This is a genomic window from Pseudomonas sp. CCI1.1 (genome assembly GCF_034348165.1).
Lineage (GTDB): Bacteria > Pseudomonadota > Gammaproteobacteria > Pseudomonadales > Pseudomonadaceae > Aquipseudomonas > Aquipseudomonas paracarnis.
The window spans coordinates 3,890,441-3,916,911 of the sequence record NZ_CP133780.1 but is presented as its reverse complement, the minus strand read 5'-3'; the positions used below and the strand labels follow the sequence as shown (position 1 = coordinate 3,916,911).

The 26,471-nt window shown below is 56.2% G+C and carries 23 protein-coding genes and 2 pseudogenes; 8 read left to right on the top strand and 17 right to left on the bottom strand.

Going from position 1 to position 26,471, the window contains the following annotated elements; all coding sequences use genetic code 11:
• Positions 1-16 precede the first annotated feature (16 nt).
• Positions 17-724 carry a succinate dehydrogenase iron-sulfur subunit gene (locus tag RHM69_RS17690; RefSeq protein WP_200600508.1) on the top strand — a complete coding sequence of 236 codons (708 nt, stop codon included), beginning with the start codon at positions 17-19 and terminating at the stop codon, positions 722-724.
• A 233-nt stretch (positions 725-957) separates the two neighbouring features.
• Here RHM69_RS17690 and RHM69_RS17685 read toward each other — a convergent pair whose 3' ends face one another.
• The 10 genes and pseudogenes from RHM69_RS17685 to cadR all read right to left on the bottom strand — a co-directional run bounded on the left by RHM69_RS17685 (position 958) and on the right by cadR (position 7,750).
• Positions 958-2,148, bottom strand: a complete 1,191-nt coding sequence (locus RHM69_RS17685; protein WP_200600506.1) for an NnrS family protein — start codon at positions 2,146-2,148, stop codon at positions 958-960.
• A 163-nt stretch (positions 2,149-2,311) separates the two neighbouring features.
• Positions 2,312-2,524 carry an IS66 family insertion sequence element accessory protein TnpB gene (tnpB, locus tag RHM69_RS17680; RefSeq protein WP_200600504.1) on the bottom strand — a complete coding sequence of 71 codons (213 nt, stop codon included), beginning with the start codon at positions 2,522-2,524 and terminating at the stop codon, positions 2,312-2,314.
• Positions 2,521-2,853 (bottom strand): IS66-like element accessory protein TnpA, encoded by a 333-nt coding sequence (gene tnpA / locus RHM69_RS17675; protein WP_234452060.1) that lies wholly within the window; start codon positions 2,851-2,853, stop codon positions 2,521-2,523. Before tnpA ends, tnpB begins: the two co-directional genes overlap by 4 nt.
• A gap of 191 nt (positions 2,854-3,044) precedes the next feature.
• Positions 3,045-3,898, bottom strand: a protein-coding gene (locus RHM69_RS17670; protein ID WP_200600500.1) for an IS5 family transposase whose coding sequence is annotated in 2 segments (ribosomal slippage) — positions 3,045-3,554 and positions 3,557-3,898 — 852 coding nt in all. Because the reading frame shifts where the segments join, the coding sequence is not laid out codon by codon here.
• A 56-nt stretch (positions 3,899-3,954) separates the two neighbouring features.
• Entirely contained in the window at positions 3,955-4,161 is a 207-nt protein-coding gene (locus tag RHM69_RS17665) for a BPSL0761 family protein (protein WP_318533492.1), read from the bottom strand.
• A 547-nt stretch (positions 4,162-4,708) separates the two neighbouring features.
• Entirely contained in the window at positions 4,709-5,575 is an 867-nt protein-coding gene (locus RHM69_RS17660) for a sterol desaturase family protein (RefSeq protein WP_069553801.1), read from the bottom strand.
• 68 nt (positions 5,576-5,643) lie between these two features.
• Entirely contained in the window at positions 5,644-6,390 is a 747-nt protein-coding gene (locus tag RHM69_RS17655) for a helix-turn-helix transcriptional regulator (RefSeq protein ID WP_069553802.1), read from the bottom strand.
• Positions 6,390-6,899 (bottom strand): signal peptidase II, encoded by a 510-nt coding sequence (gene lspA, locus RHM69_RS17650; RefSeq protein WP_069553803.1) that lies wholly within the window; start codon positions 6,897-6,899, stop codon positions 6,390-6,392. The genes RHM69_RS17655 and lspA overlap by 1 nt, the downstream gene beginning before the upstream one ends.
• Positions 6,896-7,238 (bottom strand): annotated as a pseudogene (locus RHM69_RS17645) (DUF3703 domain-containing protein). The gene lspA and the pseudogene RHM69_RS17645 overlap by 4 nt, the downstream one beginning before the upstream one ends.
• Positions 7,239-7,342: 104 nt before the next feature.
• Positions 7,343-7,750 (bottom strand): Cd(II)/Pb(II)-responsive transcriptional regulator, encoded by a 408-nt coding sequence (gene cadR, locus RHM69_RS17640; protein ID WP_069553804.1) that lies wholly within the window; start codon positions 7,748-7,750, stop codon positions 7,343-7,345.
• A 98-nt stretch (positions 7,751-7,848) separates the two neighbouring features.
• Between cadR and RHM69_RS17635 the strand changes: the two genes are divergently transcribed.
• The 7 genes from RHM69_RS17635 (at position 7,849) to RHM69_RS17605 (ending at position 14,793) form a co-directional block, all read left to right on the top strand.
• A complete protein-coding gene (locus RHM69_RS17635) occupies positions 7,849-8,745 on the top strand; it encodes a cation transporter (RefSeq protein ID WP_371859254.1) in 897 nt (298 codons plus the stop codon).
• A gap of 201 nt (positions 8,746-8,946) precedes the next feature.
• Positions 8,947-9,522, top strand: coding sequence for a recombinase family protein (locus RHM69_RS17630; protein WP_069553806.1), 576 nt, complete (start codon positions 8,947-8,949; stop codon positions 9,520-9,522).
• A 4-nt stretch (positions 9,523-9,526) separates the two neighbouring features.
• The gene (locus tag RHM69_RS17625; RefSeq protein ID WP_200600544.1) at positions 9,527-11,164 is read left to right on the top strand and encodes a DDE-type integrase/transposase/recombinase; all 1,638 of its coding nucleotides are present in this window, start codon (positions 9,527-9,529) and stop codon (positions 11,162-11,164) included.
• The gene (locus RHM69_RS17620; RefSeq protein WP_069553808.1) at positions 11,154-12,125 is read left to right on the top strand and encodes an ExeA family protein; all 972 of its coding nucleotides are present in this window, start codon (positions 11,154-11,156) and stop codon (positions 12,123-12,125) included. The genes RHM69_RS17625 and RHM69_RS17620 overlap by 11 nt, the downstream gene beginning before the upstream one ends.
• 869 nt (positions 12,126-12,994) lie before the next feature.
• Positions 12,995-13,444 (top strand): antitoxin Xre/MbcA/ParS toxin-binding domain-containing protein, encoded by a 450-nt coding sequence (locus tag RHM69_RS17615; protein WP_200600498.1) that lies wholly within the window; start codon positions 12,995-12,997, stop codon positions 13,442-13,444.
• 73 nt (positions 13,445-13,517) lie between these two features.
• Positions 13,518-13,697: a hypothetical protein gene (locus RHM69_RS17610; protein ID WP_200600496.1), complete on the top strand. Its 180-nt coding sequence runs from the start codon at positions 13,518-13,520 to the stop codon at positions 13,695-13,697.
• Between the two features lie 220 nt (positions 13,698-13,917).
• The gene (locus tag RHM69_RS17605) at positions 13,918-14,793 is read left to right on the top strand and encodes an SIR2 family NAD-dependent protein deacylase (protein ID WP_200600542.1); all 876 of its coding nucleotides are present in this window, start codon (positions 13,918-13,920) and stop codon (positions 14,791-14,793) included.
• Positions 14,794-15,125: 332 nt separating this feature from the next.
• On the opposite strand, the pseudogene RHM69_RS17600 reads toward RHM69_RS17605, so the two are convergent.
• The 7 genes and pseudogenes from RHM69_RS17600 to RHM69_RS17570 all read right to left on the bottom strand — a co-directional run.
• A pseudogene (locus RHM69_RS17600) lies at positions 15,126-15,587 on the bottom strand (OST-HTH/LOTUS domain-containing protein); the annotation flags it as partial.
• Between the two features lie 1,190 nt (positions 15,588-16,777).
• Entirely contained in the window at positions 16,778-19,501 is a 2,724-nt protein-coding gene (locus RHM69_RS17595) for a hypothetical protein (RefSeq protein ID WP_200600494.1), read from the bottom strand.
• 144 nt (positions 19,502-19,645) lie between these two features.
• Positions 19,646-20,287 (bottom strand): hypothetical protein, encoded by a 642-nt coding sequence (locus RHM69_RS17590; RefSeq protein WP_200600492.1) that lies wholly within the window; start codon positions 20,285-20,287, stop codon positions 19,646-19,648.
• Positions 20,287-21,033, bottom strand: coding sequence for a hypothetical protein (locus RHM69_RS17585; protein ID WP_200600490.1), 747 nt, complete (start codon positions 21,031-21,033; stop codon positions 20,287-20,289). The genes RHM69_RS17590 and RHM69_RS17585 overlap by 1 nt, the downstream gene beginning before the upstream one ends.
• Before the next feature lie 60 nt (positions 21,034-21,093).
• On the bottom strand, positions 21,094-21,759 hold the full coding sequence (locus RHM69_RS17580) for a hypothetical protein (RefSeq protein WP_200600488.1): 666 nt from the start codon (positions 21,757-21,759) through the stop codon (positions 21,094-21,096).
• Positions 21,760-21,803: 44 nt separating this feature from the next.
• Positions 21,804-24,839 carry an ATP-binding protein gene (locus tag RHM69_RS17575; protein WP_200600486.1) on the bottom strand — a complete coding sequence of 1,012 codons (3,036 nt, stop codon included), beginning with the start codon at positions 24,837-24,839 and terminating at the stop codon, positions 21,804-21,806.
• A gap of 35 nt (positions 24,840-24,874) precedes the next feature.
• Positions 24,875-25,984 carry an ankyrin repeat domain-containing protein gene (locus RHM69_RS17570; RefSeq protein WP_200600484.1) on the bottom strand — a complete coding sequence of 370 codons (1,110 nt, stop codon included), beginning with the start codon at positions 25,982-25,984 and terminating at the stop codon, positions 24,875-24,877.
• Between the last annotated feature and the right edge of the window lie 487 nt (positions 25,985-26,471).

The window sequence follows — 26,471 nt, the reverse complement described above, 5'->3', positions numbered from 1 at the left end:
ACGCGAGGAAATATTTATGCTCGTAATACAGGTGTATCGCTATAACGAAGAACAGGACTCCACGCCCTACATGCAATCAATGTCGGTGGCCGATGAATTTCGCGGGCGGATGGTGCTGGATGTATTGGAGCATTTGCGCGAAATCGATCAGTCACTTGCTTACCGTCGCTCCTGCCGCGAGGGTGTTTGCGGCTCGGACGGCATGAACATCAACGGTAAAAATCGTCTGGCATGCATCACCCCGGTTTCGGAGGCACTGGGCGGTTCAAACAAGCTGATTATCCGACCGTTGCCTGGAATGCCGGTGATTCGCGATCTGGTCGTGGATCAGAGTCTGTTCTTCAAACAGTACGAACGGGTCAAACCTTGGCTAATCAACGAAGAACCCGCGCCAAGTACTGAACGCCTGCAATCTCCAGCAGAGCGTGCCCTGCTGGATGGCCTTTACGAATGTATCCTCTGCGGCTGCTGCTCCTCGCAGTGCCCTTCTTGGTGGTGGAACCCGGAGAAATTTATTGGCCCGGCGGGGCTGCTGCAGGCTTGGCGCTTCATCGTGGATAGCCGCGACACCGCGGCGACCGAGCGGTTGTCGAATCTCGGCGATCCATTTAGCGTGTTTCGCTGCAGAAGCATTGGCAATTGCAGTTGGGTTTGCCCGAAGGGTCTCAACCCCATGGGCGCGATCGGCCACATTCGTAGAGAACTCACCAGACAGGGCACTTGAACGAGTGGCTGGCCTACACCCAGAGGCTTCTGACGGTAGAGCGAGCGCCGCGCAAGTGCCCGACCGAGTCCAGAGCTGCCTCGGTGAAGGTCGTCAAGCGGTCTTGAAAATGATTTTGCATCGTCATTTCCATCATGCGCAGCCGGGCCGCAGGCTGCCCGCTCCGGGTCTGTGGGCAGCGTTTTCTAGGGTCAAGTGGTACAGAGGCGTTTGGAAATGCCGTTGCGCAAGGGTCAGCCTGGGTTGCCATCGACCCGCGCGCTGACCAGCATCGGCGCATACCGCCAGATGTAAAGCGCGAAGGCCACCGCCCAGCAGGTCGCCGCTAACCATAGGCCCATTATTGGCCACTGGCCAGAGAGGAACACCCGCGACGCGGCTCCGAGATTGAGCAGCACGAAGGCGCCAATGATGCCACTGGGTAACGCCAAAGAACGCCCGGTATGGCCGAGGGTGACGCGGGCGATCATCGCGAGGATCAGGCCGCTCATGGAGCCAACCGATAGTGCGTGCAACGACGGGCTGGAACTGTCCAACAGACCGAAATTCCACAGCGCCAGACCTGCCGCCGCAACCACCAGCCAGAGCATCGCCAAGTGCAATGACCAAAGCAGCGGCACACGCCAGATAGCGGCGTCGTGCCAGCGCACCAACCGCAGCAGGTGGCCGGCGGCAATGGCGAGGAACAGTACACCGAGCAGCAGGTTTTGCTGCGACGCGACACCTGCGGCGTAGAGCACCGCGATCAGACCGGAACCGACCAGCAGCGCCACGTCCAGCCAGCCCAAGGGTTTCACAGCCGTGGTATGGCCCAAGCCGCGCTGAGTGAAGAAGGGAATAACGCGTCCGCCAATAATTGCCATCAACGTTGCCACCAGCCAAAGCCCGGCTAGTGTGCCTTGGCGCTGCAGACCGTCGTCGCTTAGAGCAATCCCGCAGAGCACCATTACATTGGCGGAGATCATCAGGGTGAGAACGGCGATAATCGGATAGTTGCGTTTCTGCCTGACGACCCAGAGCATGCGCACCATCAGTCCGGTTAAGCCGAACATGAACATCAGGTCCAGCGGAATCATCAGAGCCAGGGGCAAGCCGAACAGCCAGCCCAGACGTGCCAGCAGCCAGACGCCGGCCAGCACCATCAGCTTCTTGCCCGAAACCCCGGGCTGCCCGGTCCAGGTCTGCCCCGCTGTGAGCAGGAAACCTGCGACGATCGCCATGGCGAAGCCGAACAGCATTTCGTGGCGATGCCAGGATAGCCAGCCTCCGGTTGGCTGAAAACCCTGCCAGATGCCCGTCCAGGTGGCGACCCAGAGCGGAATCGCGAGCATCGCAAAGAAGCTGCCAGCGAGAAAAAACGGGCGAAAGGCAAGGCGCCACATGGGCGGAATACTCATGGCCTTTCGCCGATCGATAACTCGCACAAAGGCCTCCTGAACTACTAAGTGTCTACCGGCAGGATGAGAAACTAGCCGGGCAGAACGGTAATGGCTCCCAATATCGCGGAGCCAGGATTACTTTCTACAGGTTAGCGGGTTCCGACAGACTTAATTGCAATTATCATTCATCGACAGACATCGGTGCCGACTACTCGCAGGTCTTAGGGCGAGCCGCCAGCCAGATACCCAATCCGTCATGCACCAGCACTTTCATGCGATTGGCGCGGCGGTTGGCAAACAGATAAGCACAGTGCGGCTGCGCCGCACCGAACACGGCCACCACCTGCGCCAGCGCGGTGTCAGTGCCGGCGCGCATGTCCATGGGCTCGGTGGCGACCCAAATGGCATCAATACGGATCATCGCAATATATCTCGAAGGAAGGTCGCACAGGCCGCCGCGCTGTCGGTTCGCCAACTCACTTTGACGGTGCCGCGCGGGTGCTGGATTTCAACGCAGATGTTCGATGATGCAGCTTGCGACTCTGCTCCGGCGAGTTGCATGGGCAGTGGAACAAAAGCGGGTTGCAGCCCCTTGCTTTGCTGCGTTTGCACCCGAATCCACTTGTAGACGAGGTTCGCGTTAAGGCTGTGGCTCAGCGCGACGTTGGCAATCGAGGCACCGAGCTGAGAGCACTCTTGAATGACCTGCGTCTTGAAGGATTTGGAATAGGAACGGCGTTGTGGCTGCATGAAATACCCGCTTAAAAGGCAAGAAATGGTGTCCACTTAAATTAGGTGGACACCATCGCCTTTGGCGTCGGGATCAGGAAGCGTGTTGGCCGGACGGTTACTTACAAACGGCAGACCTTGTCAAAGAACTGGCCTAGAGTTTTATCTCCGCAGTGAACATGGGGTGATAACCGCTGATGGCTAATTCCCACCTAGGCTCTGTACGTAAAGTATTGTCGCAAGCACCGCATAGCGCAGGCCAATGAGACCATCGCCGCAAAACTTGTTGCGAGCTTGTCGAAGCGCGCCACGATGCGACGGTTCTCCTTCAGCCAGCCAAACATGCGTTCGATGATGTTGCGCTGCCGATATTTGGGGCGATCAAAAAGTCGAGGCAATCCTGGCTTGGTTTTGCGCTTCATGCTTCGCAACGGAATGACTGGCTGCATGCGATAACGATCACAATACTGGCGCAGCGCTTCAGCGTCGTAACCCTTGTCAGCCAGCAACCAGCGGCAACGCTTGCGTGGGCGACCGCGCAGGCTGGGTATGCAAGCCTGATCGAGTAGCGGTTGGGCATAGGCTATATCGCTGGCTTGTCCGCCTGACAACAGGAAACGCAGAGGCACACCATTGGCGTCGCACAGCATGTGAATCTTGGTCGTCAGGCCACCCCGGCTGCGCCCGAGCGCGTGGTCTTGCGGTTCTTCAAATCCCCTTTTTTCCCGGCACCTGATGAGGCCCGGGTTGCTCGTACGGCAGTGGAGTCGATCATCCATGTTTCCAAGTCAATCAAACCCTGCTCATTCAATCGGATATGAAGACGCTTGAGCATCTGATCAAAAGCTCCGCAATCACGCCATCCCCGGAACCGTTGATAGATCGTTGACCAAGGGCCGAATCGTTCGGGCATGTCTCGCCAGGCTGCGCCAGAGCAAAGCACCCAGAGAATACCGTTTAGCATCAGGCGATCATCGGCCCGAGGGCGCCCGGTGCGCTGATTTTTGGTGAAGATAGCTGCAACCAGATCCCAGGCTGCGTCGGGGAGTTCATACCGCTTTGCCATCTTGGCCTCCTGGCTTTAATGGCGGTGTATTTTACAGAAAATCGTATTTCTTGGGTTTACGTACAGAGCCTAGGATCTCCGGGTTCTGCACCTTGAATAATGTCATCCATCTTGCCGGCGAATAGGACAAACGACGACTCAGGGTAATGTCTTAGAAGGCGCTTCGCTTCATTACGGTACTCCTCAGGAATGAGGGGGCTCTTTGACAACTCTCGCAAAAACGCTTCTGTCTGGATCACACTTCGGGTGCGTTCACTCGGCATACTCATTTCAGCCCACCCCTCTTTGCGTTTTCGTAGTCAACCGATAAATGGCCGAGACCACTATTATGACTGAAAGACTGACGAGGTCCTAGCCGGATAGCCGCCGGCATCCTCTGCGCGCATTGGAATAGCTCCGCAACAATTTCAGAAGCCCAACCGGCAACTCGAAGGTCTTTTGGAGGCAGCTATGGGTCGATAGCAGCCAATTCGGGAATGCATGAGGGGGAATATCAGGCTCTATTGCCCAACGTGAGCCCCTAGCTGTAACGACCTGCAAACGAAAACACCCCGACCTGCAATCAAGGCGATTTTCGGCCAGGATTAACTGCGACTGTCCGGCCCGGCGAACCAGCATTAACTGCGAATGAACCTGCATTGATCCATGCCGACCTGCATTCCATCGCCGCCAGCCAGCATTAGCTGCAAATGACAGGTAGGCGATGTTGAGTCCAAAGTATCCACTGACTGCCCTGCTTCGAGCAGATCGGAGCACGCTCACTTTGCAATGACACAGTCAACAGGTTGCAGGAATCGTTGAGGCCCTACGCTATGTGCGTGCTCGGCCTCGCCCAAAGGGTTCGGCCAACTGACCAAGGTAACCCTTGGGGTAGTCCCTCTCACGCAAGCCGACATTGGCGTCGCCCAGCGTTCCAGTGCTGTCGTAGAAGGTGCCGAAGATCCGATCCCACACCATCAGAAACTCACCAAAGTTCACCTGGGCATCCTCAAAGTCGCGCTTGTGATGCCAGCGATGAATCTCGGCGACTCCGAGAACATACCGCAGCCAACCCACCCGATAATCGAGGTTCGAGTGCTGGAAGGCCAGATGCACGGTCAGGATACCGAACCAAGTGGCAACTACTACTGAAGGTGCGCCGGATGCAAACAACACCACCAACCCAGGGCCGGCCATGAGTGCGGCATGCAGCGGGTGCCGCCGCTGCCCGTTCATCCAGTACAAGCGCTCGGCGCTGTGGTGAATCATATGAAAGCGCCACAGCCAGGGGACGTGGTGACTGACTCGGTGCATACCGTAAAGGCTCAGATCGAGCACGGCGGCGACCAGCAGCAGTTGCAGCCACAGTGGGCTCTCAACTGGGAAGAGACGAACTGCAGCCGGCACGGCATCGCCCAGCCTGGCCAGGATTTCGGCGGTGAATTGGATGACGGAAAGATTTACCAGCATGTGCACCAGGTCCGTCAGGGTGTCCTGGTGATCGTGCAGCCAGCCCTCCCGGAACGGCTGGACACGCTCTAGTCCTGCGACAGCCAATAGACCGACTGCGGCAACCAAGGGTTTGGTGGGCCAGTACGGTACTCCAGCGTACAAGGCCCAGACCATGAAGGCGGTGCTGCCACCAAACACAAGCGGGTAGCTTAACCAGCGTAGGGCGAATCGTAGAGAAATAGGCATCACTCAGCTCCTGTGCAGAGAGCCTTCACGGTATAGGGAGAGAGCGACGTGCGACTTGAACGAAAGAGCTAAGACTCTTGGAGTTCGACCTCAACTAGGGCGGAGGACGGATCGATGCCCAGCAGCGCTCTGAATGTTCGGGAGAAATGCGCGGAGTCGGAAAAGCCCGCCGCATGAGCGGCCTCGGTCAACCGTACCCCTTTGGCCAGGTGTTGCAGGGCTTGGGTGAGGCGCAGCCATTTGACGTAGCTGCGCAACGGCAGGCCGGTTTGCTCTACAAACCAATGGGAAAAGCGCGTGGGAGACAAATGCACCAACGCAGCCATTGCCTCACGCCCCATTTGGCCTTCACGCAGAGCCGTGGTGATTCTGGTCAAGCGAGGATCACAGATCGGCGGATCAGGAAGCCGCAGCAGTTGCCGTACCTGCATTCGCAACTGGACTGCCGAATGCCCCGATGTGCTCAAAGCCTCAACGGTCGCCGCAACGTCGGCCGGGAGGATCTCCATCAGCCTCGCGGTTTCACTCACCTGCAAGGTTCGGGCCTCATCGGACAACACATCCAGGTAGATCGACAGGACATGCCCGGCACTGAGCCGGTGCTTCAAGCCTGCCGGAATGAAGATGGCATTCCCTGACAGCCTGTCCAACGGGGCTTCAACCGTTATCGCAGCGTCGAGCCCTACTGCAATTTGATGCGCTTGATGGCGGTGCCAATCCTGGTGGCCGGCATAGCCGAAAAAGACACCGATACCGGGGCCGACCCACACATGGCCTGACCAACGAGCCACTTCTCCGGCATCTGAACTTCGCATTATCTGCCCCGGTCCAGTTCTGCGTTTGGACTCAGCACACTGCTCAGGACCAATGTGGTGGCACCGACCACGATGCCGATGTCCGCCAAGTTAAACGCAGGCCAATGCCAGGACTGCCAGTAAAAATTCAGGTAGTCGATTACATGGCCTCGAAATGCGCGATCAATCAGATTCCCAACTGCCCCGCCCAAGATGAGGCTATAGCCCAAGGCTTCGCTGTTGGCTCTGGGTTTACGCAATATCAGAGCCAGCACCATCGAAACGACCAAGGCGATGACGATGAAAAAATAACGCTGCCAACCACCTGCATCAGCCAGGAAGCTGAACGCTGCACCGGTATTCCAGAAATGAACCAGATTGAAGAACGGGGCGAGAGGAATTACGGTGCCAACTGGGAGTGAGCCCTCAGTTGCAGTCTTGAACGCTTGATCGGCCGAGGCAATGCCCAGCGATAGCGTCCACCAAAACCATGGAGCAACGAAAGGCGACCTTTTAGGAGACGAACTCATCGCGTCTCTCCTTCAAGAAGTCGCTGCAACTCCTGTGAGAGGGGCATTGGCGCGAAAGCACTGACCCTGGCGCGCCCGGTGTTACCGAGCGGCACCCAGATCTTTGAGAACAGCAGGGCCGCCATGATTCGCGGTATTTGGCTGAGCATCTCCCGAAAGTCGCGCAACTGCCAGCCAGCCCTCAGCATCAGCCAATGACTCTGAGCATGAAGAACAGGCAGTCGCTGGCTCAAAATGGTGGACTCGTTCCAGCCAAGGGAAAGCCTCGGTTGGCGCATCGAGTGCTTTCCTTGCCCGAAAGAAGGCCTCATCGATGGCAATGCGAAGGGCGGTATTCATCTGGATCTCACTTACGCAGCAGATGGGCAAGTGAACACCCTATAGCCGCTATAGGGTCAAGCGCTATGGATTGAGGCGCCGCGAAAATGACTTTAAGCCGTGAATTACGAAAGAGTTTTGTCGCCCTCCAGCAGGCCCGAAAGTATTCCGCAGTCCAGGCTTTGTCGTTCGTTATCGCAGCAGCTCCGCAACGTCACCAACTGGTTTTCGAGGGCGTGCAGGGATGCGATCTGAGCCCTTACCTGGGTGATATGTGTATCAAGGAGCGCATTGATCGCCGTGCAGGGTTGCTGCGGCTGTTCCTGATAGCTCTGCAAAACACCAATTTCTTCCAGTGACATGCCAAAAGAGCGGCATCGGCGAATGAACAGCAGTCTTTCCGCATGGTCTGCTTTATAGGTTCGATAGCCGTTGTCCTGGCGGTTAGGAGGGGGAAGCAGTCCCTGGCGTTCATAAAAACGGATCGTCTGAATGTCCACCCCCGCCAGCTGTGCAAGTTGGCCAATGCGCATTATCTGCCCCTTGGTAAAAAAGCCAGTATATCCATGCTTGACCCTATACCTGCTATATGGTTTTCAATCGGCAGAATCAAGTCCAATAGGAGCAACGGATCATGAGTTCTTGTGAGAAATCCTGTGGCTGTGGCCCAGTGTCGGCAACCACTGAAGCGGCAACCGCGTCGTCGAATGAAGGAACATGGGTCAGCAGTTTTTCTGTGCCCAAGATGGATTGCCCTTCAGAAGAACGAATGATTCGGCTCGCGCTGAATGGCTTGCCTGAGCTCAATTCGTTGTCCTTTGATCTGACCAGCAGACAGGTACGCGCTTTCCATGACGGTCCGGTTGACCAGATCGCGACCAAGCTGGAGTCACTTGGCCTGGGGGCAACGTTGCTGGGTACTCAACCGGCCAGTCAGGAAGCAGCTTCGGCCAATAGCGCCAGTGAAGAGCTGACTGCTTCCAAGGAGGCCAGCACGCTCAAAATCCTGCTCGGTATCAATGCCGCGATGTTTGTCATCGAGATGGGCGCAGGCTTGATCGCCCAGTCGACGGGCCTGATTGCCGACTCGCTGGACATGTTTGCTGATGCTGCCGTCTATGGCCTGGCTCTCTTTGCGGTCGGCCGGGGTGCACGGCTGCAGGTTCGCGCTGCGCACCTGGCGGGTTTCTTTCAGATCGTGTTGGCTCTGGGTGTACTGGTGGAAGTGGCTAGACGCTTTCTCTACGGCAGCGAACCTGAGTCGATGTTGATGATGGGGATTGGCTTAGTCGCACTGATTGCCAACGTCAGCTGTCTCTTGATGATCTATGGCCACCGCGAAGGTGGTGCACACATGAAAGCGAGTTGGATTTTTTCGGCCAACGATGTGCTCGCGAACCTTGGCGTTATCGTCGCAGGTGCTTTGGTTGCATGGACAGGTTCTCCCTACCCAGATTTGGTGATTGGCACGGTCGTTGGCCTCATCGTGCTGAACGGTGCGCGCCGAATCCTGGCATTGAAAGCCTGACCAACCGAACCTGTATTCCATTGCGATGGATTCACGCTTTCAAACACCAATGGTACGCATAGTCCAACAAACCTTCGTTTGTTGGACTACACACCCCGAGCTGGAAATTCTCAAGCAACCCGCGTCGCTGGCATCCAACTATAGCTTCCATCTTTCAGTATCCGACTACACTGAGCTATCGCTGAATAGTTGGACAACGCCATGTTGATTGGATACGCCCGCGTCTCGACCGACGATCAACTCCTCGATCTGCAACGTGATGCGCTGGCAACGGCCGGCTGCGAGCGCGTGTTCGAGGATACCGCCAGCGGCGCCAAGGCTGAGCGGGTTGGTTTGACCGCTTTGCTGGCCACGCTACGCCGTGACGACACCGTGGTGATTTGGCGCCTGGATCGCCTCGGCCGCTCGCTGAAGGACCTGATCCGGCTGGTTGAGCAATTGGACTCCGCCGGCGTCGGCTTGCGCAGCTTGCAGGAAAACATCGACACCGCCTCGATTGGTGGCCGCCTGGTGTTTCACCTGTTCGGCGCCTTGGCCGAGTTCGAGCGCAACCTAATCCGCGAGCGCACCCAAGCCGGGTTGTCCGCTGCACGGGCTCGCGGCCGTAAGGGCGGTCGCAAGAAACGGCTCGATCCGGCAAAGCAGAAATTGGCCCTGCGCCTCTACCACGAGCGGCAACATACCGTGGCGGAAATCTGCCGGATGATGGGTATCGGCCGTTCGACGCTCTACAACTACCTCACCGAGGCCGAACGCAATGCCCAGCGGGCGGCGTAAAACCATTCCGACCGATTCGCTGATGCAGTTGCGGCAGCGGCTCGACCGCCTACCCAAGAAAAGCCCGGAACGGATTGTTCAGGTGGCCGCGATAGCCGAGTTGTACGGCGTGTCCCCAAGTACCGTATACCGGGCGCTGAACCTCATCCATAAACCCCACACGGCTCACCGCGCCGACCATGGTAAGCCGCGGGTATTGCAGCAGGCCGAGCTAGAGCGCTACTGCGAGCTAATTGCCGCGCTGAAACTGCGCACCACCAACAAACAAGGGCGGCACCTATCTACCCGCCGTGCCATCGATCTGCTGGAGGGCTATGGGGTGGAAACCGAGCAAGGCTTGGTCAAGGCGCCCCAAGGGGTTCTGACCCGCAGCACGGTGAACGAGTACTTAAGCCGCTGGCACCTGGACCAGTCTCGGCTGTTGCGGCAACCACCGGCCATCCGCTTTCAAGCGGCGCACAGTAACGACTGTTGGCAATTCGACCTGTCGCCCTCCGACCTCAAGCACATCGATAAGCCGGTCTGGATCGATCCGGCTAGGGGCATGCCGACGCTGATGTTGTTCAGCGTGGTGGATGATCGCAGCGGGGTGGCCTATCAGGAATACCACTGCGTATACGGCGAGGACGCGGAGTCAGCGCTGCGCTTCCTGTTCAACGCCATGGCACCGAAGGTCGATCCGACCTTTCCCTTACAAGGCCGCCCCAAGATGATTTACCTGGACAACGGCCCAGTGGCCAAGCGCCGGGTCTTCCAGAACGTCATGCAGGCGCTGGACATCGAATGGCAGACACACATCCCGGCCGGCAAGGATGGCACCCGCACCACGGCGCGCTCGAAAGGCAAAGTGGAGCGCCCCTTCCGCACAGTGAAGGAAGCCCACGAGACGCTGTATCACTTCCACAAGCCGGAAACCGAAGCGCAGGCCAATGAGTGGCTGCTGCGTTACCTGGTGCGCACCTACAACCTTCAGCGGCATCGCTCCGAGCCGCATTCGCGGATTGAGGACTGGCTGGCCAACTTGCCCGTTGAGGGCCTGCGCGAAATGTGCACCTGGGAACAGTTCTGCCGCTTCGCCCGCGAGCCGGAACGACGCAAGGTCGGCGTCGATGCCCGCGTCACCATCGACGGCACGGCCTACGAGGTAGAGCCCGACATGGCGGGCGAAACCGTGCTGTTGCTCTGGGGCTTGTTCGATGACGAACTCTATGCTGAATTCGAGGGAGAGCGTTTCGGACCTTACTACCCCGTCTCTGGCCCCATTCCCCTGCATCGTTACCGCGCCTTCAAACGCGGCAAGGCGGATGAGCGCTCCGATCGAATCCGCTCGCTGGCCGACCAGCTTGGCCTGCCTATCGCCGCATTGGCCGGCGATGACGTGCGGTTGACGCCTCCCGCGACGCCCATGGTATTGCCGCGCCAACCCTTCGATGCCGAGGCGCACGAATATCGGTTTCCCAACGCCATCGCCGCCAAGTTGGCTATTGCCGATGACCTGGCGCAGCCATTGGCTAAGCTCTCCGCCGACGATCAAACCTTCATCCACCAGGTGCTGAGCGAAACCCTGACACGCCGCATCGTGTTGGAGCGCGTGCGGGGCTACTTCCGCCACACGAAAGCAGGAGAAGAACATGCGGGCTGAAGTGATGCTGCACTACGGACTGGCGTTACCACTGAACCAGGCAGGCTACTTTGAAACCGGCCACCATCAGCAGTTGATCAAGGACATCAAGGGGGCGATCTTCGAAGGGCGGCTGATTGCCCTGTGCGGCGTCATCGGCAGCGGCAAGACCGTGATGTTGCGCCGGCTTCAGCAGGCGATGGAGGAGGAAAGGAAGATCACGGTATCCAAGTCGCTGGCCATAGAGAAGCACAGCATCAAGCTGGCCACCTTCATCGCCGCGCTGTTCTATGACCTCTCCACCGAGAAGCAGGTACGCATCCCCACCCAAGGCGAGAAACGTGAGCGTGACCTGCGCGAACTGGTGAGGAAGAACAAACGTCCGGTGGCCCTGTTTGTCGATGAGGCCCATGACCTCAACGGCCACACCCTGACCGGCCTGAAACGCCTGATGGAGTTGGTCGAGGACGGTGACGGGCGGCTATCGATCGTGCTCGCCGGACACCCCAAACTGCGTAATGACCTGCGCCGACCAACGATGGAGGAAATCGGCTACCGCACCGACATCTTCTCGCTCGACGGCATCACCGGCAGCCAGCGGGAATACATTCACTGGTTGCTGGAAACCTGCACGGAGGGAAAGGTCGAACCCGAGTCGATTCTGACCGAGGACGCCATCGATCTGCTGGCCACCAAGCTGCGCACACCGCTGCAAATCCAACTGCACCTCAGTCTGGCCTTGGAAGCCGGCTACTTGACCGGCGAGAAACCCGTGTCGGCGGAACTCGTGCAATCGGTGCTGTCGCGCCAACTGGATGACTTGGAACCGACGCTCACTCGCCACGGTTACCGCATCAAGGATCTGGTGGAGCAGTTCGACGCCAGACCCACCGAAATCAAGGCGTTGTTCAGCAACACGCTCGACCCAACACGCGCAGCCGATTTGCGCGACAAGATGCTAGCAGCGGGCCTGCCGATCTGAGCCCCGTCATTTGCAATTAATGCTGGTTGGTAGTGCTGGAATGCAGGTCGGCGCGGATCAATGCAGGTTCATTCGCAGGTAATGCTGGTTTGCGAGTTCGGACAGTCGCAGTTAACTCTGGCCAAAATCGGTGTCGATTGCAGGTCGGGGTGTTTTCGTTTGCAGGTCGTTACACCTAGCGAAGTCATCTCTCCAATCTGCAACAGGTCGTGCCGATTAAGTAGGGCGCATCAAACCTACAACGGCAATTCGTCAAATGAGCACGATAGCGCCGATGGAGGGGCGGGGCAGTCATGAGATAAAACAGCATTAATAAATTTTGGCTTGCCCGCAGCGTTACAGCAGCTTGCTTCGGGGGGGGAATGTAGTCAGTTAGGGCTGCCTTAGGCAGATGCTTTACGTGCTTCTCGCCACGTGCGCATCCACCGAAGCTATCTCCTGCCTACTGCGCCAGGTTGTGTCCGAGTACATAGGGCTCACCAAACCTACAATTCCAATCGTCCGATCCGTTACGATTTCGGCGGTCAACAGAAAGGGGGTCAACGAGGAGATAATGCAGCTTTGAATCAATTTTTCGCAAATGATCCGCCAAGTGTCGGCGCTACTGCGAAATTTACGAATCTGCCCGCGCTGGTCCAGCCAAGTTTTTTATATCAGGTGCCGTTAACGCCTCACGGCCATCAGCTAGGGCTAGTGACATGGGTAAACGGATCAATCCGTTATCAGCGACAACACTTAGGGGGATCGCATACGGGGGGCAGCGCCCAGGGAACAGTGCCATTTCGATGGATCTAATGACAATTAGGCTTCACACGACTCGTAATTTGCCACATGCTGATCCGCGGAACGTACTGGGTGGGAGGTAGGCTATGTTTGCTGAGGCCATGCGCGCGGATGGATACCGTTCCTATCGGATCAGGCTAGAAAGTCTACTCGGAATTCCCTGTGACGCTTCTGATCAAGACATCCATAACATGATCGAATCCGGCTTTCCGACTTTCAGGCTTAAAGAGCTCTGCGACCTCTACGAGATGAGAATATCCGAGCCCAACCTGATTATGGCGCGTCGCGCCTTGGCGGCCAGAATGACTCGTAATCAACGGCTTACAATAAGTGAGAGCGATCGGCTATTCAGGCATGTGCATATCACGGCCATGGCAGAGGTGATTTTCGGGGACGAGATTAAAGCCAGCAGATGGTTATCGAAGTCAAAAGATCGGTTTGTCGGAAAGAAACCGTTAGAGATGCTTTCTACCGTCGCCGGCACAAGAGCGGTTGAGGTGATGTTGATTCAAGTGACTGAACAATTTGCCTTGTGAACCACCGTGCTGCCGCGTGTGGTGATACGTTTGCCCCAAGCCTTTCCAAACGTTTTTCCTAATGAGATTGATCATGAAAGGTAAACGCAAGGCCAAAACAACCAAGTGGCTCATGAAAGGTCAATTCGAGATCGAGGCTAGGCTAATCCTGCGAAAACGATCCCGTGGCGCTTCGAACCATTTCCTTGATGCTGCAGCTATGTTTGGAGTCGAGCATGAACCGGTAGGTTTGCTAGCCGGTAAATTGCCTTGAGTTATCTAAATATTCTCCAAAGCTCGCCGCCTAATGTTGTACAAACGCTACCGATAACTAATTGCCGCGGTTTCGCAGAGAGACAGGATGCGACGGACTGCTTCCGGCCAACTTCTGCGCGTCGAGCACACCAAGTGTGCTGGTCAAATCCAATGCAAACGACTGGTCAAGTCGAATGCAAATGGGTGGTCAAGTCTATGCAATTACGCAGGTTGGTATCATATCTGTCACAGAGCAAGCTGTAATCGCACTACTGAAGGCCAAGAAAGTGGTCTTTTTCACAGGCGCTGGTATCTCCGCCTATAGCGGTATCCCTACATACCGAGAGAAACTTTCTGGAATTTGGGCAGGATACGATCCGAGGGATTTAGAGACGGCCAAGGCCTTTCGGGCGAATCCAGCATTGGTATGGGGATGGTATCTGTGGCGACGGTTCCGAGTCGCTCAAGCAGAGCCAAATGCCGCACATCTTGTGATATCTCGCATGGCTAACTCACTGCGCCAGGTTTCTGTTATCACCCAGAATATTGATGACCTCCATGAGCGAGCAGGCTCTTTAAACGTTGTGCATTTGCATGGCAGTTTGGCAATGCCCAAGTGCTTCGCTTGCCATCGGCCTGCAGCTGTGTCACCTGATCAATCCGCAGTGCCGGATGATGGTGCTCTGATCGAGCCGCCTAGGTGTCAGCGTTGTAATGGCAAAATTCGTCCAGCGGTGGTCTGGTACGGAGAGGATTTGCCACCTCAGGCTTGGAAGGCCGCGGTACTTCTAGTGAAGGATTGCGATCTTTTGATTTCAGTGGGTACCTCTGGGGTCGTCATGCCAGCCGCAGGTTTTCCCGACCTTGCATTGGCATCTGACGCTTCAGTCATTCATGTGAATAAGGTTGACGTGGCAATGGATGAGCCGAAGGGATACATGCTGATCGGGCCTGCCGCCAAAGTACTGCCGATGCTGCTCGAAAAGATAGAGGCACCCGCCCGAGTCGATTTCTCATCGCTTTCAATGGAGCTGATCGCCCGATTGAATGCAGAGTCGACGGTCGAGATTCTGCTACCGAAGTGGAATGCACCTATTGCTGCCGCGCTCCAATAACCACACAGATGACCACGTAAAAATGGCTACGGTTGTGACGTGTTCGAATTAATCGTTTTGGAGCATCGGCAATGTCGGCTTTCATCATCGGATCGTCCTTGAAAAGCTATAGGCTGCCCTATGCTTCGCGCACCGTCCGCATCATCCACAATCACGCTTTAAGAAGCAGGGCCATGATCCACAGCGGTAGCAAGAATACGAGAGGAACCACAATTACAAGGATGACGCCACGGATGACGTATCTCCAGATCCCCAAGATTGATAAGCAACGGTGGCCTCGTTTCATGATGCTTTGGAGCGCTGAAAGTATACCGCGGGCTGAATGAAGGGGGCTACGAGCTCGGCTGCCGGTGCCGGGTATAGAGTATTGAACCACCCACTCCCGACGCTCCTCTAGTTTGAAGTTCAAACGTATCCGGATACCCCTTGATCAATTCACTGAGCTTTTTATAACCATGGGTGCGAGGGTCGAACTCAGGTCTCAATTTGCTGATATTGGCGCCCAGCGAACCCAAGTGAGCCCAGCCGTCTTCATCGGCAATATCATCCAAGATCTTTGCGATGAAACTTACTGGTGCCTTGGGTAGCTTTTTTACTCCGGGCGTACTGGCGACTTTGACGGCCTCGATTTCGGTGGATGGCTCAGGTTCGGGTCGACCATGTCCATTGCTTGCAGCAACCAGCACTTCACCGCGCAGCAATTCGGTATAGATGAACTTGTCACAGGCCGACACGAACGGTCTCGGGGTTTTTTCTTCACCAAACCCGTAAACCGTCAAACCTTCTTCTCGTAGCCCTCCGAGCTGAACGAGCTTATCGGTGCTGATCGCATTAGCCGCCGGGACATACTCGGCCGCGATCTCGAACGGCACCTCAACTTGCAGAACGCCTTGCTCAAAGGAGGACTGGTAAAAGGTTGCCGGGTAGCGAGTTTTGCCTAAAAGAATCCACACCGCTTGCATAGCAGGTGTGCCGGGGCTGAGAAGGATAGACAACTGGGCACCTGGAACACTCAGATGCTTTGAATGCTGATTAGCTGCCTGGTAGATCTCCCCTAAATGAACGGGGGAAGACAATTTTTCGTAATACGCCGTGATTGGCACATCGATCTGCTCGCGGAGCCACGCAAGATAGGGCTCAACGCGCTCCGTGGGATACGAGCAAGCAACTGGACGTTATCGACAGGTACAGCTTTTAGCGTGGACAGAATCGGGCCCGCCTCACCGCCTGAAACTGCCTTGAGATCATTACCGCCAATCCAACTAACCAACACGCGTTGCTTTGTCATTACTTTCCCTGTACTCCGGTCTCCCTCTTACCCATTTTTAGGCTGGGGAAATGTGCTCTGGTTCGCGACGTAGATGGTAAACCATCAGTCTCCACGGCTCTTGATACGACTACCGATCAGCAGGTGACAATAAGTGTTTGCATGACGCGATGAGAATCCGCCGTCGAGATAGGTGGGATGGCCGTACTTAAGGAATACGAGCGCAGAAGGTTGCTCGTCTCGAATCATTCAAGACCAGCATTGCTGTTGACGCTAACGCCGAATTGATCCATTCATCGACGCAGCACTGACCCCCCTCTGACCCGAACAAATCCTAGCCGATGAGGCTGAGGGCAATTGGCGCTTAACGATTGGCAAATTTCTTCCAGTCATTTACAGCTAGCTTTGGGTCGATTTCTGCCTGTCGAGATGGGTAGTGAACGGCCAGAAGCGGCAGCGAGTGTCTAAAAAGTCAGGGGGGCGATTCACCGTGTCATTGGCACCGCGGCGGCTAATGACGCCTGATTGACCTCAACAATAGAGCCGCTTAGATAATGTCCGCCTTTTACCTGGACAGCTACCTGCTCCCGTCATCCGACGCAGGCAACTCTGTACAGATCCAAAGCGCTGGATGCAAGGACTTGCCCCCACAAAACGGGACACCAGCTCCCTTTTACATTCATGCGGCTATCATGGAACTTGCCCCCTTATACACTGCTAAATCTTCGACAAATCAAGCATCCCAATCACACTGCAATCCCCCGCTTGCAATGCATCCAGCGAGCTGGCTGTGCACAATTGGACCTGATGCGGGCCGACGGCTTTGGCGAATATCCGGTGGCCCTGGTGATCGCCTGCGATGCTGAGGCGATGTTTGTGCAGGCCGGTTTCGCCTTCCTGCATTTCACCCGTATGGGCCCTTGGTGATTGCGAATGGAACAGGTTGAAAACGCGGTCGCGTGGTACGCCGAGCTCTTTCCAGGTTTCGAACGGATCGCCTTGTTGCAGCCCGGCGACAAATTTTCCTCGTTGCACCCGACCGACATAATGAGCGAACGGCGCGTCTTCAGTGGCGTGGCTAATCCTGGAGATGACTTTCACCGCGCTTCCGGGTGCCAAGCGCAGTAGACCGATAGCCACCCCGGTTTTGCCATTAGGGCTGTACGGTACGTCCGGGTTGGAGACCAGCGGTTGATGGACGATGATCGCCTGGCTGGATGCGACCGGTTGGCTCACCGTTGCCGAGCCCTCTAACTCACCTTTAGCGAGTCTGCCTATTTCAGCTTCCAGTACCTGGAACATAGCCGCTGCAAATCCACCAATCGGCCCATTAGCTGCAGGGGCATTGTCCTGGTTGCCCGAAGCCGGCTTCGTCATCGTGCCGCCAGCCACCGATTCAAACAGTGTCTTAACAATGCCTGAGCGGCTGCTGTTCCCCGCCAGCAGTACATGCACACACTCAACCCGGTGACCGCTAAAGGCTTTGCTCATGGCGCTGAAGAAGTTCTGAATGCCAAGACCAATGCGGTCATTGAGGTAGCTCAAGACTTTGTCCACCGGGACGGCCAGTTCGACGTTATCGACCTTTACACCATCGCGATTAAGCATTGGCAGTTTTATTGTTCCGTCCTTTCCGGGCAGAGCGCCCTTTTCCCACAATGGGCGCAGTCTCGACATCAACATTACGCTGTTGGTCGAGGCACTCTGGCTGTCGACCAGGAACACTTCCGAACCCGGAAAATCCTCAGCATCCAGCGGACGGACGAAGCCAATGTGTTTGGCGCGGCAAACCTCCAGATTATGGCGAAACACCAGATAGGCCATGTTTTCGAGCAGGTTTTCGCCGCCCAAGTAAGCATCCCCGGCGTTGCCGTAGTGCTCGAAAACCTCCTCCCAGCCTTCGTCCTCTTCGTCGGCAGTGGGCAACCGGTAACGACCAAAATCAAAATCGGTAGTGCCGCCACCAAAATCAAATACGCCGTAGGCGATGCCCTCTTCGGTGGGTTCGATGCCTAATCGTGGCAGTGCGGCTGCCGCGTAGGCCGCTGGTTCGTTGGCCAGTTCTTCGACACAAAAGTCCTTGAACGCCTCGCTCTCGAGCAACTGCGGCGGCAGGCTGCGTTGCAAGCCCCTACGGAAAGACATCAGGATGGTTTCTTTGAGATCCCTGGTGTAGGCAACGGGGAATGTCATGTAGTAGCGCAAGAACAGTCCGCGACTGCGCCAGTTGATTGCCATCCCAAGGTACCAGGCATATAGCTCTATCGGATCAAGCAGGTCATTGGGGCTGACGGTCAAGGGTTTGCCTTTGACCACATCACGCTTGGTCAACGCCTGTAGCGGGTATTCGTAATCATTGGCACGGTCGGTGATACGGGTGAGATTGTCTGAGCCGTGACGGAGAGCCCAATGCTTGATTTTTGACAGGATGCTGGCGACAACTTTAGGGTCGCCGCCATTGGTGCGCAGGCTGTGCAATGCTTCGTGAGAGCACCGCACGTTGTCCCAGTTAAGGTCGGGGCGGTAGGCCTGCGACGTCCAGGTTTCCAGACTGCGCTGCAAATCGATAAATTCGAGCACTGTCGGGTTTTCGTAGTGCTCGGGTTGCTCCTTTTCCCACTGATCCTTGGCACCAATACGCAAAAGTTTGTAGCGGCCATTGTCGTCGTAAGCCACCACGCTGCTGCTTGTGCCAAAGTCGATGGCAATGTTCCAGTTCTTGATATCCGCCACGGGGTCCCGTGCACGCAGCTTGGCTTCGCTCAGCACTGCTGGGTCCTCACCAAAAAGCTCCCATAGGCCTAGGTTAGGGTCGGTGAATTGAGCATCAGTGAGTTTTGGCAGGCGGCAGATACGGTAGTCAACTTCGCGGTAGAGGGTGACAAAGTCTGGTGCAGGCGTATTCATGATTTTTAACGGATCCTCTTTGCGATCGGTGTCGAGTGACTTCATATACCAGCCACGCTGGATAGCGCGGGTCACAAATTCCTGGGTGTCGAAATACCTCACCTGATCACTGCATGCGATCAGGCAGCCTCTGCCTCCGGGGTCGAACCTATCGCTTTGAACACCGAGCATGCCCTCCCGTGTAATCCAGTAGTCGGTTCGTTTCAGCTGCTTTGAAGAGCCTTCGCGAAGGGGGTTGCCGCCGCTAGCGGCGAACGCCTCCAACTCGGCACGCGTGGGCAGGCGCCATGGAGACGTGCGCAAAATTCCGTTCTTTTTTTCGACGTATTCCTGGGCCTCGAGCAGCGTGCAGTCGTACCAGGTTTCGCAGCTGTAATCCCACATCAATCGGCTTTGGGTGTCATACAGCATCATCGCGGATTCTTCGGGATGCCCCACCAGCCAGAATCGCGAAGCGGCAATTACAGACGCACACTTGATGCGCAGATTCGCCATAAACGCGTTACGCGCAATAGGTGGAGTAGTCCCGGACATTTGGTTTTCCTTTATTTTTTGGACTTGTTGCAACAACCCGATCAACTTACGGCGCGCAGCGGTCAATCCCACAGTCTGAGCTTCGACCATGGGCCTTAAGAGACTCTGTTTGATTAGCAGCCATGAATGCACGGACATACGGTTTTATTCAGCCGCGACGAGCGGCAAACGCTGGAGCTCACCACCGGCATTGATCAGGCCAGGCAACCACTGCGCAGCAATGACCTCGCCGCGCAGCGTCGTACGATTGTGCAAGCGATAGTCGTATTCAGCGCCGACTTCCACGGTGCGCAACTGCGCCTGACGATCCCGCCAGATCAGGTTGTGGGTCTGCAAGCAGCCATCAAGAATTTGTAGTTCGGCTGCACTGGCCGGGCTGGATGCGGTTTTGCAGCGTTCTGCCAACACATCCCATAAATCAAGCAATCGCTCCCACTGTGCGGCGGTAGCCAAAAGGCGCGTCAGTTGCAGCCCCTCGTTCTCGCCATGAACCAGCCAGTAGCTGTTGAGTCCCTCATCAGCGCAGAGCGTTGCCAGCAACTTCAACGGAGCTTTCAACTGGTCGCGCAACGGATCATGGGGGCACTCAAGTGGTGGCTGCGTTGCTACAGCCACGGGCTCTGGCACTGGCACTGGCACTGGCACTGGCACAATGTTTGAAACTGAAGCCTGCGTGGCAACGATATCCAGCACTGACTGGCGAACTTCGGCATCCTCCTTCAACAGCCTGATCAATTCAACACGCAGCTCTGGCTCGAGCATGCCCTGCGTAAATTGCTCTTCCATCAAACTGCCTCCAAGAGGTCGCGCAACTGCACGCGCACCTTCAGCTTGTAGGTCAGCTCATGAGCAAATCCCAACACCGTTTGGCGTTGTGCAATCGGCAACTTGAGGAAACGTCGACGCAACACGGCGATGGCTTCCGGCGAAGGTTCAGGGAAGGGTGACTCAACGTCCGGAATGTGAAACGAACCCGACATGAATGCCAGATCCTGCGGGCTGACACTGGACCAGAAATGCTGAAACAAAAGCGGCAGGTACAACTGCAGCAAATCGACGTCCGGCAATCCTTGAGTGACACCAGCAATGAGTGCCGGGCCGGAAGGCGCGTCCTCGACCGCTGGAGGCAGGGAAAGCGTGGCCAATAGATGCTCAGCTAACCAGGCACCATCGTGAGGCCGAAGCTGTTCCCCGGCCTGCAGTGTGATGCGTTCTGCCAGCGCCTCATAACGCAGCACTTCCCAGCGCTGGCATTGCAGATCTCTGAGCGTGCTCGAAACGTCAGCCAGGTGCCGGGCTGCGGCCTCCTCATAGATTAGCGTGATGTTCGTTTTCGCTAGCTTCGATTTCAGGTTGCGGCGATCACTCAATTGTTTGAGCACCGAACCTGCGGTGTACGCTGAATGGCTGTTCAAGGACAACCACTGTTCACCACCGATGAACGTGGCCACCCACGATTCATCGATTTCGGTTGATTCGAAACAGGCAATACGGTCGCCTATCAACACTAAAGCGTATTTTTCAGTAGACACGGAGCGGTCCCAATCAATGGCCACCACGCAACGAAACCGATGCGTGGAGTATGGCGGTTATCAGACGGAGTCAGGCTTTTTGAAGTGCTCGATCGCAGAATCCAGTTCCGAATGGATGGCCGCTTCGGTTTTTTCCGGGGCCATGGCTTTTTCGGCAGCGACGATTCTGCCTTCTGTCTCTGCCGCTGCAGCCGGTGCCAGGTTGCCTTCGAAGTACTTGAGCAGGCTGATGACGTCCGTGGTCGAGCTCAGCAATGCGGTCAAACGCTCACTGCTGAAGTATTCCGGATTCTTCGCCACCAGCGGCCAAAGGTTGGCCATGGTGCCTTCACGCACATTGAATTTTTCGTCCAGGCCCTGGGCACCGACCGCCAGGCCGGCGGCGAACTTTTCGGTATCGGTGATTTTGCCGCTTTCAGCCGGATCGAGTTCAAAGGCACGGATTTCTTCCATGTACGCTTCGAAGCTGTCGAAATTCTCCGGTTTGATGTCCTGACGTGCCGCTTGAATGGCGCGGTCGCCGATGTCGTTGAGCTTATCGTCAGGCCGGAAAATCTGCATGATCTGCAGTACGGCCTGAACCACACTGACGAACGTGCTGAGCTTTTCCAGGCCGCCGATCAATACCGGCACGACCTTTGGCAGCACGGTGGTGCAGAACGTGGCGACGGCCGGGCCAATCGCTGCGATCACCGGCGTAACGGCGGCAACGACAGAGGCGACCATGCTGATTGCTGCTGCTATAAAAGGAAAAACCATCATTCAGATTCCTAGATTGAGTCGAAAGTTTGAAGGAGTTCAAGCCTTTTCATCGGCCGTTGTGCGCAGGCAACCTCAAAGGCATCCAGCGAGTTTCCTAACGCGTTGAATGCGTTATTCAGCAGTGGACGCATGACCGCCCAATCCTCTTCGTACCAGCCAGGAATGCTCGCGCAATCCTCGAAGACTTTGACCAAGAGCCCGAATACCTGCGCAGATGTCAGCGCGAGCCCATCGCTCAACGCGCGTGACTCGATACCAAAGCGCTGAGCGATGCGTATGTGCAACGACTTGGAACTGTCCGGCTGCAAGCGCAAGCGGTTGAGCGCCAGGAACATGTTGAGCAACAAGCACCCCTTTTCCAGCACTTGCGACAGGTGCTCCGGCTGTGTCATCAGCGGATCCGCCGCCAATCGCGGCAACAGCTTTTCACGTTGCTCCCAGAGCTGGAGTCGACCGCGTTGCTTGATCATTTCCTCAGGGATTTCCGCTGCATCGGTTTGCGCGATCTGCTCGATCTGAACCCGCACCGCACCGTGCCAGCCGCCGCAATAAACAATGGTTTCGCCCGGCTTTAGCAGCGGCAGAAACGCCTGTTGCTCTTCGCTCAGGCCAATGGCGTCACCAATGATTTTCCGGTCGTCGGCTGCGAACAGACGATGGACGATTTTGGTGTTGGTGTTCTTGATCACGTCAGCTATCAACTTGTTGGGAATCTGATCGGCAATGATCAGTCCTTCGCCATATTTGCGCACTTCGGCGAGCAGGTTGGCGAACATCTCGACGCCCATCTTTTTCGATTCGGCATCGCCTGGCTCCGGTCGCGACAGCAGTCGGTGGGCTTCTTCAATCAGGGTCAGATGCCGAAAGTCGGGCTGGATTCTATGCCGCTGCTTCATGCATTCGGCCAAGCGATTGATGATCAAGCCCATCAGCAGAGCCTTATCCTTCTCGTCCTTGATCTCTTCCATTTCGATCACCACGCGGCGGTCGAGCAATTGGTCGAAGTTCATCGAATAACGCGAGTTGAGCATTCGCCCCTTGACGCCCAATGTCAGGCTGGTCAGACGCGCGACCAGTGAACCACGGTATTTCTCTTCGAACTCACGGCCCATTTGCTTGGACGTAATGACTTTGTCCAGTTGGGCGATCATGTCGCTAAAGGTTGGCCAGGCATCGCTACCCGATTTCCAGGGGTCATCGAGCAGGAAGTTCTGGGTGCTGTGGATGTCCCAGCCTTTGGCCTTGTAAGCTTCGATAATTGATTCTTCGACAATCGAAGGCATCGCAGCTTCCATCGGGAATACCGCAGCCAGCGTGGCATTGAGTACTGATATGTGGCTGGCCAGGTTCTGCCGGCTGGACACCAGTTCGAACGGATTGAGACGAAACGGCGTCAGGTCCTCGCGGCCCAGGGTGTAATAGTCGACTTCAACACCACGACCATGCAGGGCGCGGTATTCGGTCTTGGCCGGCTCGATCACCATGAATGGCAACCGGGACTCCAGCAACAGGTTCATGCACGTGGTGGTTTTCCCAGCACCCGTTACGCCTGTCACAAAGACGTGTTTGGACAATTCCTTGAGCGGCAAGCTGACCGGTTTGTATTGCAATAATCGACCATGTTGAATGATCTTTCCGATCTTCAAGATGGGTTCTGTGCTGGAAGGGTCTGTGCCGGTATTGAGGGCAAAGTCGACGTTCTTGCGGATCTTCAGGCCCGGCAGTTCCAGGCTTGGCAAGCCAGCCACCAGCGCCAGCTCTTCAATGTTCAGCCATGTCGCCCCCACCAGTTCACCACTCGCCAGCAGCGGAGCACTATGGGCAATACAGTTGTCGGCGGAAATGCTTTTGTTCTTCAAGCGACGCAATTGCAACAGTTCCGCGAGATTGAAGGTGGTGCCGGATTGCAGCTTATGAACCCTCAGCGGGGTGACGCTGGAATTGTTGCCCTGGAAGGTCGAAATCAATCCGCGAGACAGACGCTCGAAAGTGCTGCGGGTTTCGGCACTGACATAAATGGCGGTGCGGTACATGCCCTTGCTGCGCCCCTGCAGGAAACGCTCGATCAAAGTTTCACTCAGATGTTTTTGCAGTTCTTCCGCGCGCTTGTCGGTGCGTTCACGGGTCATAGCCAGGCTCTGGCCGCCACTGTTCCCTTGGGCCTGGGAATCACTGGTACCAGTGGACGTTGAATGATCGTCGCCTTTGGTAACTGACTTGTTGGTGCCATTCTGGGTCGATCTACTGTGACTACTGCCCTCACTGCCGGTGTTTTTTGAGGCGCCCATCGACGTTCCACTATTCGTCGATTTGGACGTACTGTTGGATTCATTGGTCGAAGTGCCGATGGTCTGGGTGTGCTGCCAGCCACTGTTCTCAGACTGCTGCACCGACTGCTTGATATGCGCCGATAGCATTGTCGACAGGTTGTAGACACTGTCCAGAGTGGCACGAACCTCATCGTCCGAGCCGGGTTCTGCGTAGATGGTCAATTGCCAGGTCTCGCCAACCAGGCTGTTGGCCAAGCGTTCGACCCCCTGAAAGTCTTCTTCCGCCGCCCGGTCACTATCATTGAACGAGGGCACACCGGTGATCATTCCCAGGTGGCGGCTGTCGCGGTATAGATGTTGGAACTGCTCATCATCAGCTCTGACGTCTTCCAGACGGGCACCAAGGAAGTTGCCTTCGAAGGTTGCTCGCAGCATTTTCGCAGCATCGGGGATATCGACATCCGATGCGGAGGTCGCGACACCCAGATACAGGTCGATTCCTTCCGGCCGGCCAGAAAGGATGTACACGCTGGCACACGAGGTGCTATTGAGGCATGAGATCACATTGGTCATCGCCTGGCGATACGCCTCAGGCTTGCCCTCACCGATTTCGCTGATGTGCAGCAGGCGGTATTTGATCTGCTCGTCTGGAACCTTGGGTAGGCGAACCAGCTCGGCGAAATTGGGCGCATCCCAATCGATGCGCGGCAGGTCGTTGACAACCGATACACCATTTTTCTGCGCAACGGACGTTGGATCATACTTGGCATTCATTAAATGTTCCCAATCCATGAGGAAGTCTTCAGTGCTCAGCGTTTGCTGATATTGAGCACGCCTTTGGCGTCGAAATGATGGTCGTAGTTCGCACGAAAATAGCGGTCCACGGCCTGCTCGTAGGTCTTGGCCCGAAGCCACTCGATGACCTCGATGTTGGCATCCGGTTTTGCTCTGAGATTAAGTGTTGTCGCTCGACCCAAAGCGGTTCTGCCCTTGGCATCGAGCAGTTGCAGATCAGCATCGTTTTCGACCAGCAGCTTGACTATGCGCAGGTTGCCGACTCGGGTTCTGATCATCTGCCCGTCTGCTGCATGCATTAACGCAGTCATTGACCATTTGTCGATGTCATTGACCGTTGAAGCCAATAGTCTGAAGACACCGGCTTGAGGCTTGAAGCGCCTGGAAATGCACAACTGGATAAGCGGGGTTTGCCCATTGTGGTTCCTGATGTCAGGTGCCACGCAGCGGAGCAATTGCCAGCACGCCTCTACGTCTCCGGCCTCGGCAGCCAGGTGCAAAGGTGTATTACCCTCTTCGAAGGCTTGCGTCAAACCAATGATTGCCCCGTGCTCGCTCAGGTACTGCTCAAGATCACCGACATCACCCGAATTCAACGCTTCATTGAACTGGCGCGTATTGAGCTGTTGCTCAGACAGTGCTTTTGCCTCCACTCGCCAAGTAGCAGCAGCCCGCTTTTCGCTCACAGGTGAACGCTCAAGCGGTGGCTGGTCTCGCTCAGCCCAATTGCTCAGATCGTTCGATGTCCAGACGTTGTCATCTTCAAAATGGAACGACGGCTGCCAGTCCTGATCCCTGGCAATTACTGCCTCTTTGCCAACCGTGAGCACTTGGCCCAACTCATCACGCAAATAACGACCCAAACGAGTCAAAAAATCTTGAGGCAGCTTGGTGCTGGTCGCTAGATGGATACCATGGCGCCCGTCAAAGCGTTCACTTGAAGTGGTCAGCGACCACAGGGTCGCAGGTTTCTGCTCGGGATGGGCAAGCGCCCATCGCCGGGAAAACTGCAGAACCAAGGGGTACCAGGCGTCATCCCCAGTGCTGATACGCGCTACATCGATGGCCAGGAAAGGCACCGGCGCTTTCGGGATCTTGACGATAGAGGTGTAGCGCATGTTCATGGCTCGGGCTTCCATTTTCCGGTGGGCATGATTCAACAGCAGAGCAACAGGTAAAAGCGCTGAACCGGGTGCGCTCCCTCAACGGGTGCACAACCGTGAAAAAGAACATGGGGCAGGCCGCGACAAGAGGCTCTTTCTTGTGCAAATAAATTACGCGAAGTGCTCTATGCATGAACGGGCCTGCAACAGGCACGCTATCGGCTGCAGTTGCCGCTTCTTGAATGCGCCTACCTCAGGCGGGGACAACGATATCATTACGACATCAATTTGACGTATATGACTATTCAGAATCTGCGTAGCCATGCAAGCCATTCGACCATCGCGCCGGCCAGCGCATCTGCTCGACGCAGCGTTAACGCCTCGCTGCCACATGCAGGACACCGGGCAAACCATTCGCCTGGTCCCAACGCGTCACTGCGTGGGGCAACCGTCTTCTTCCAGCCACAATCTTCACAAACGTAGGTCATTGGGTGAGGTTTGATCGGCA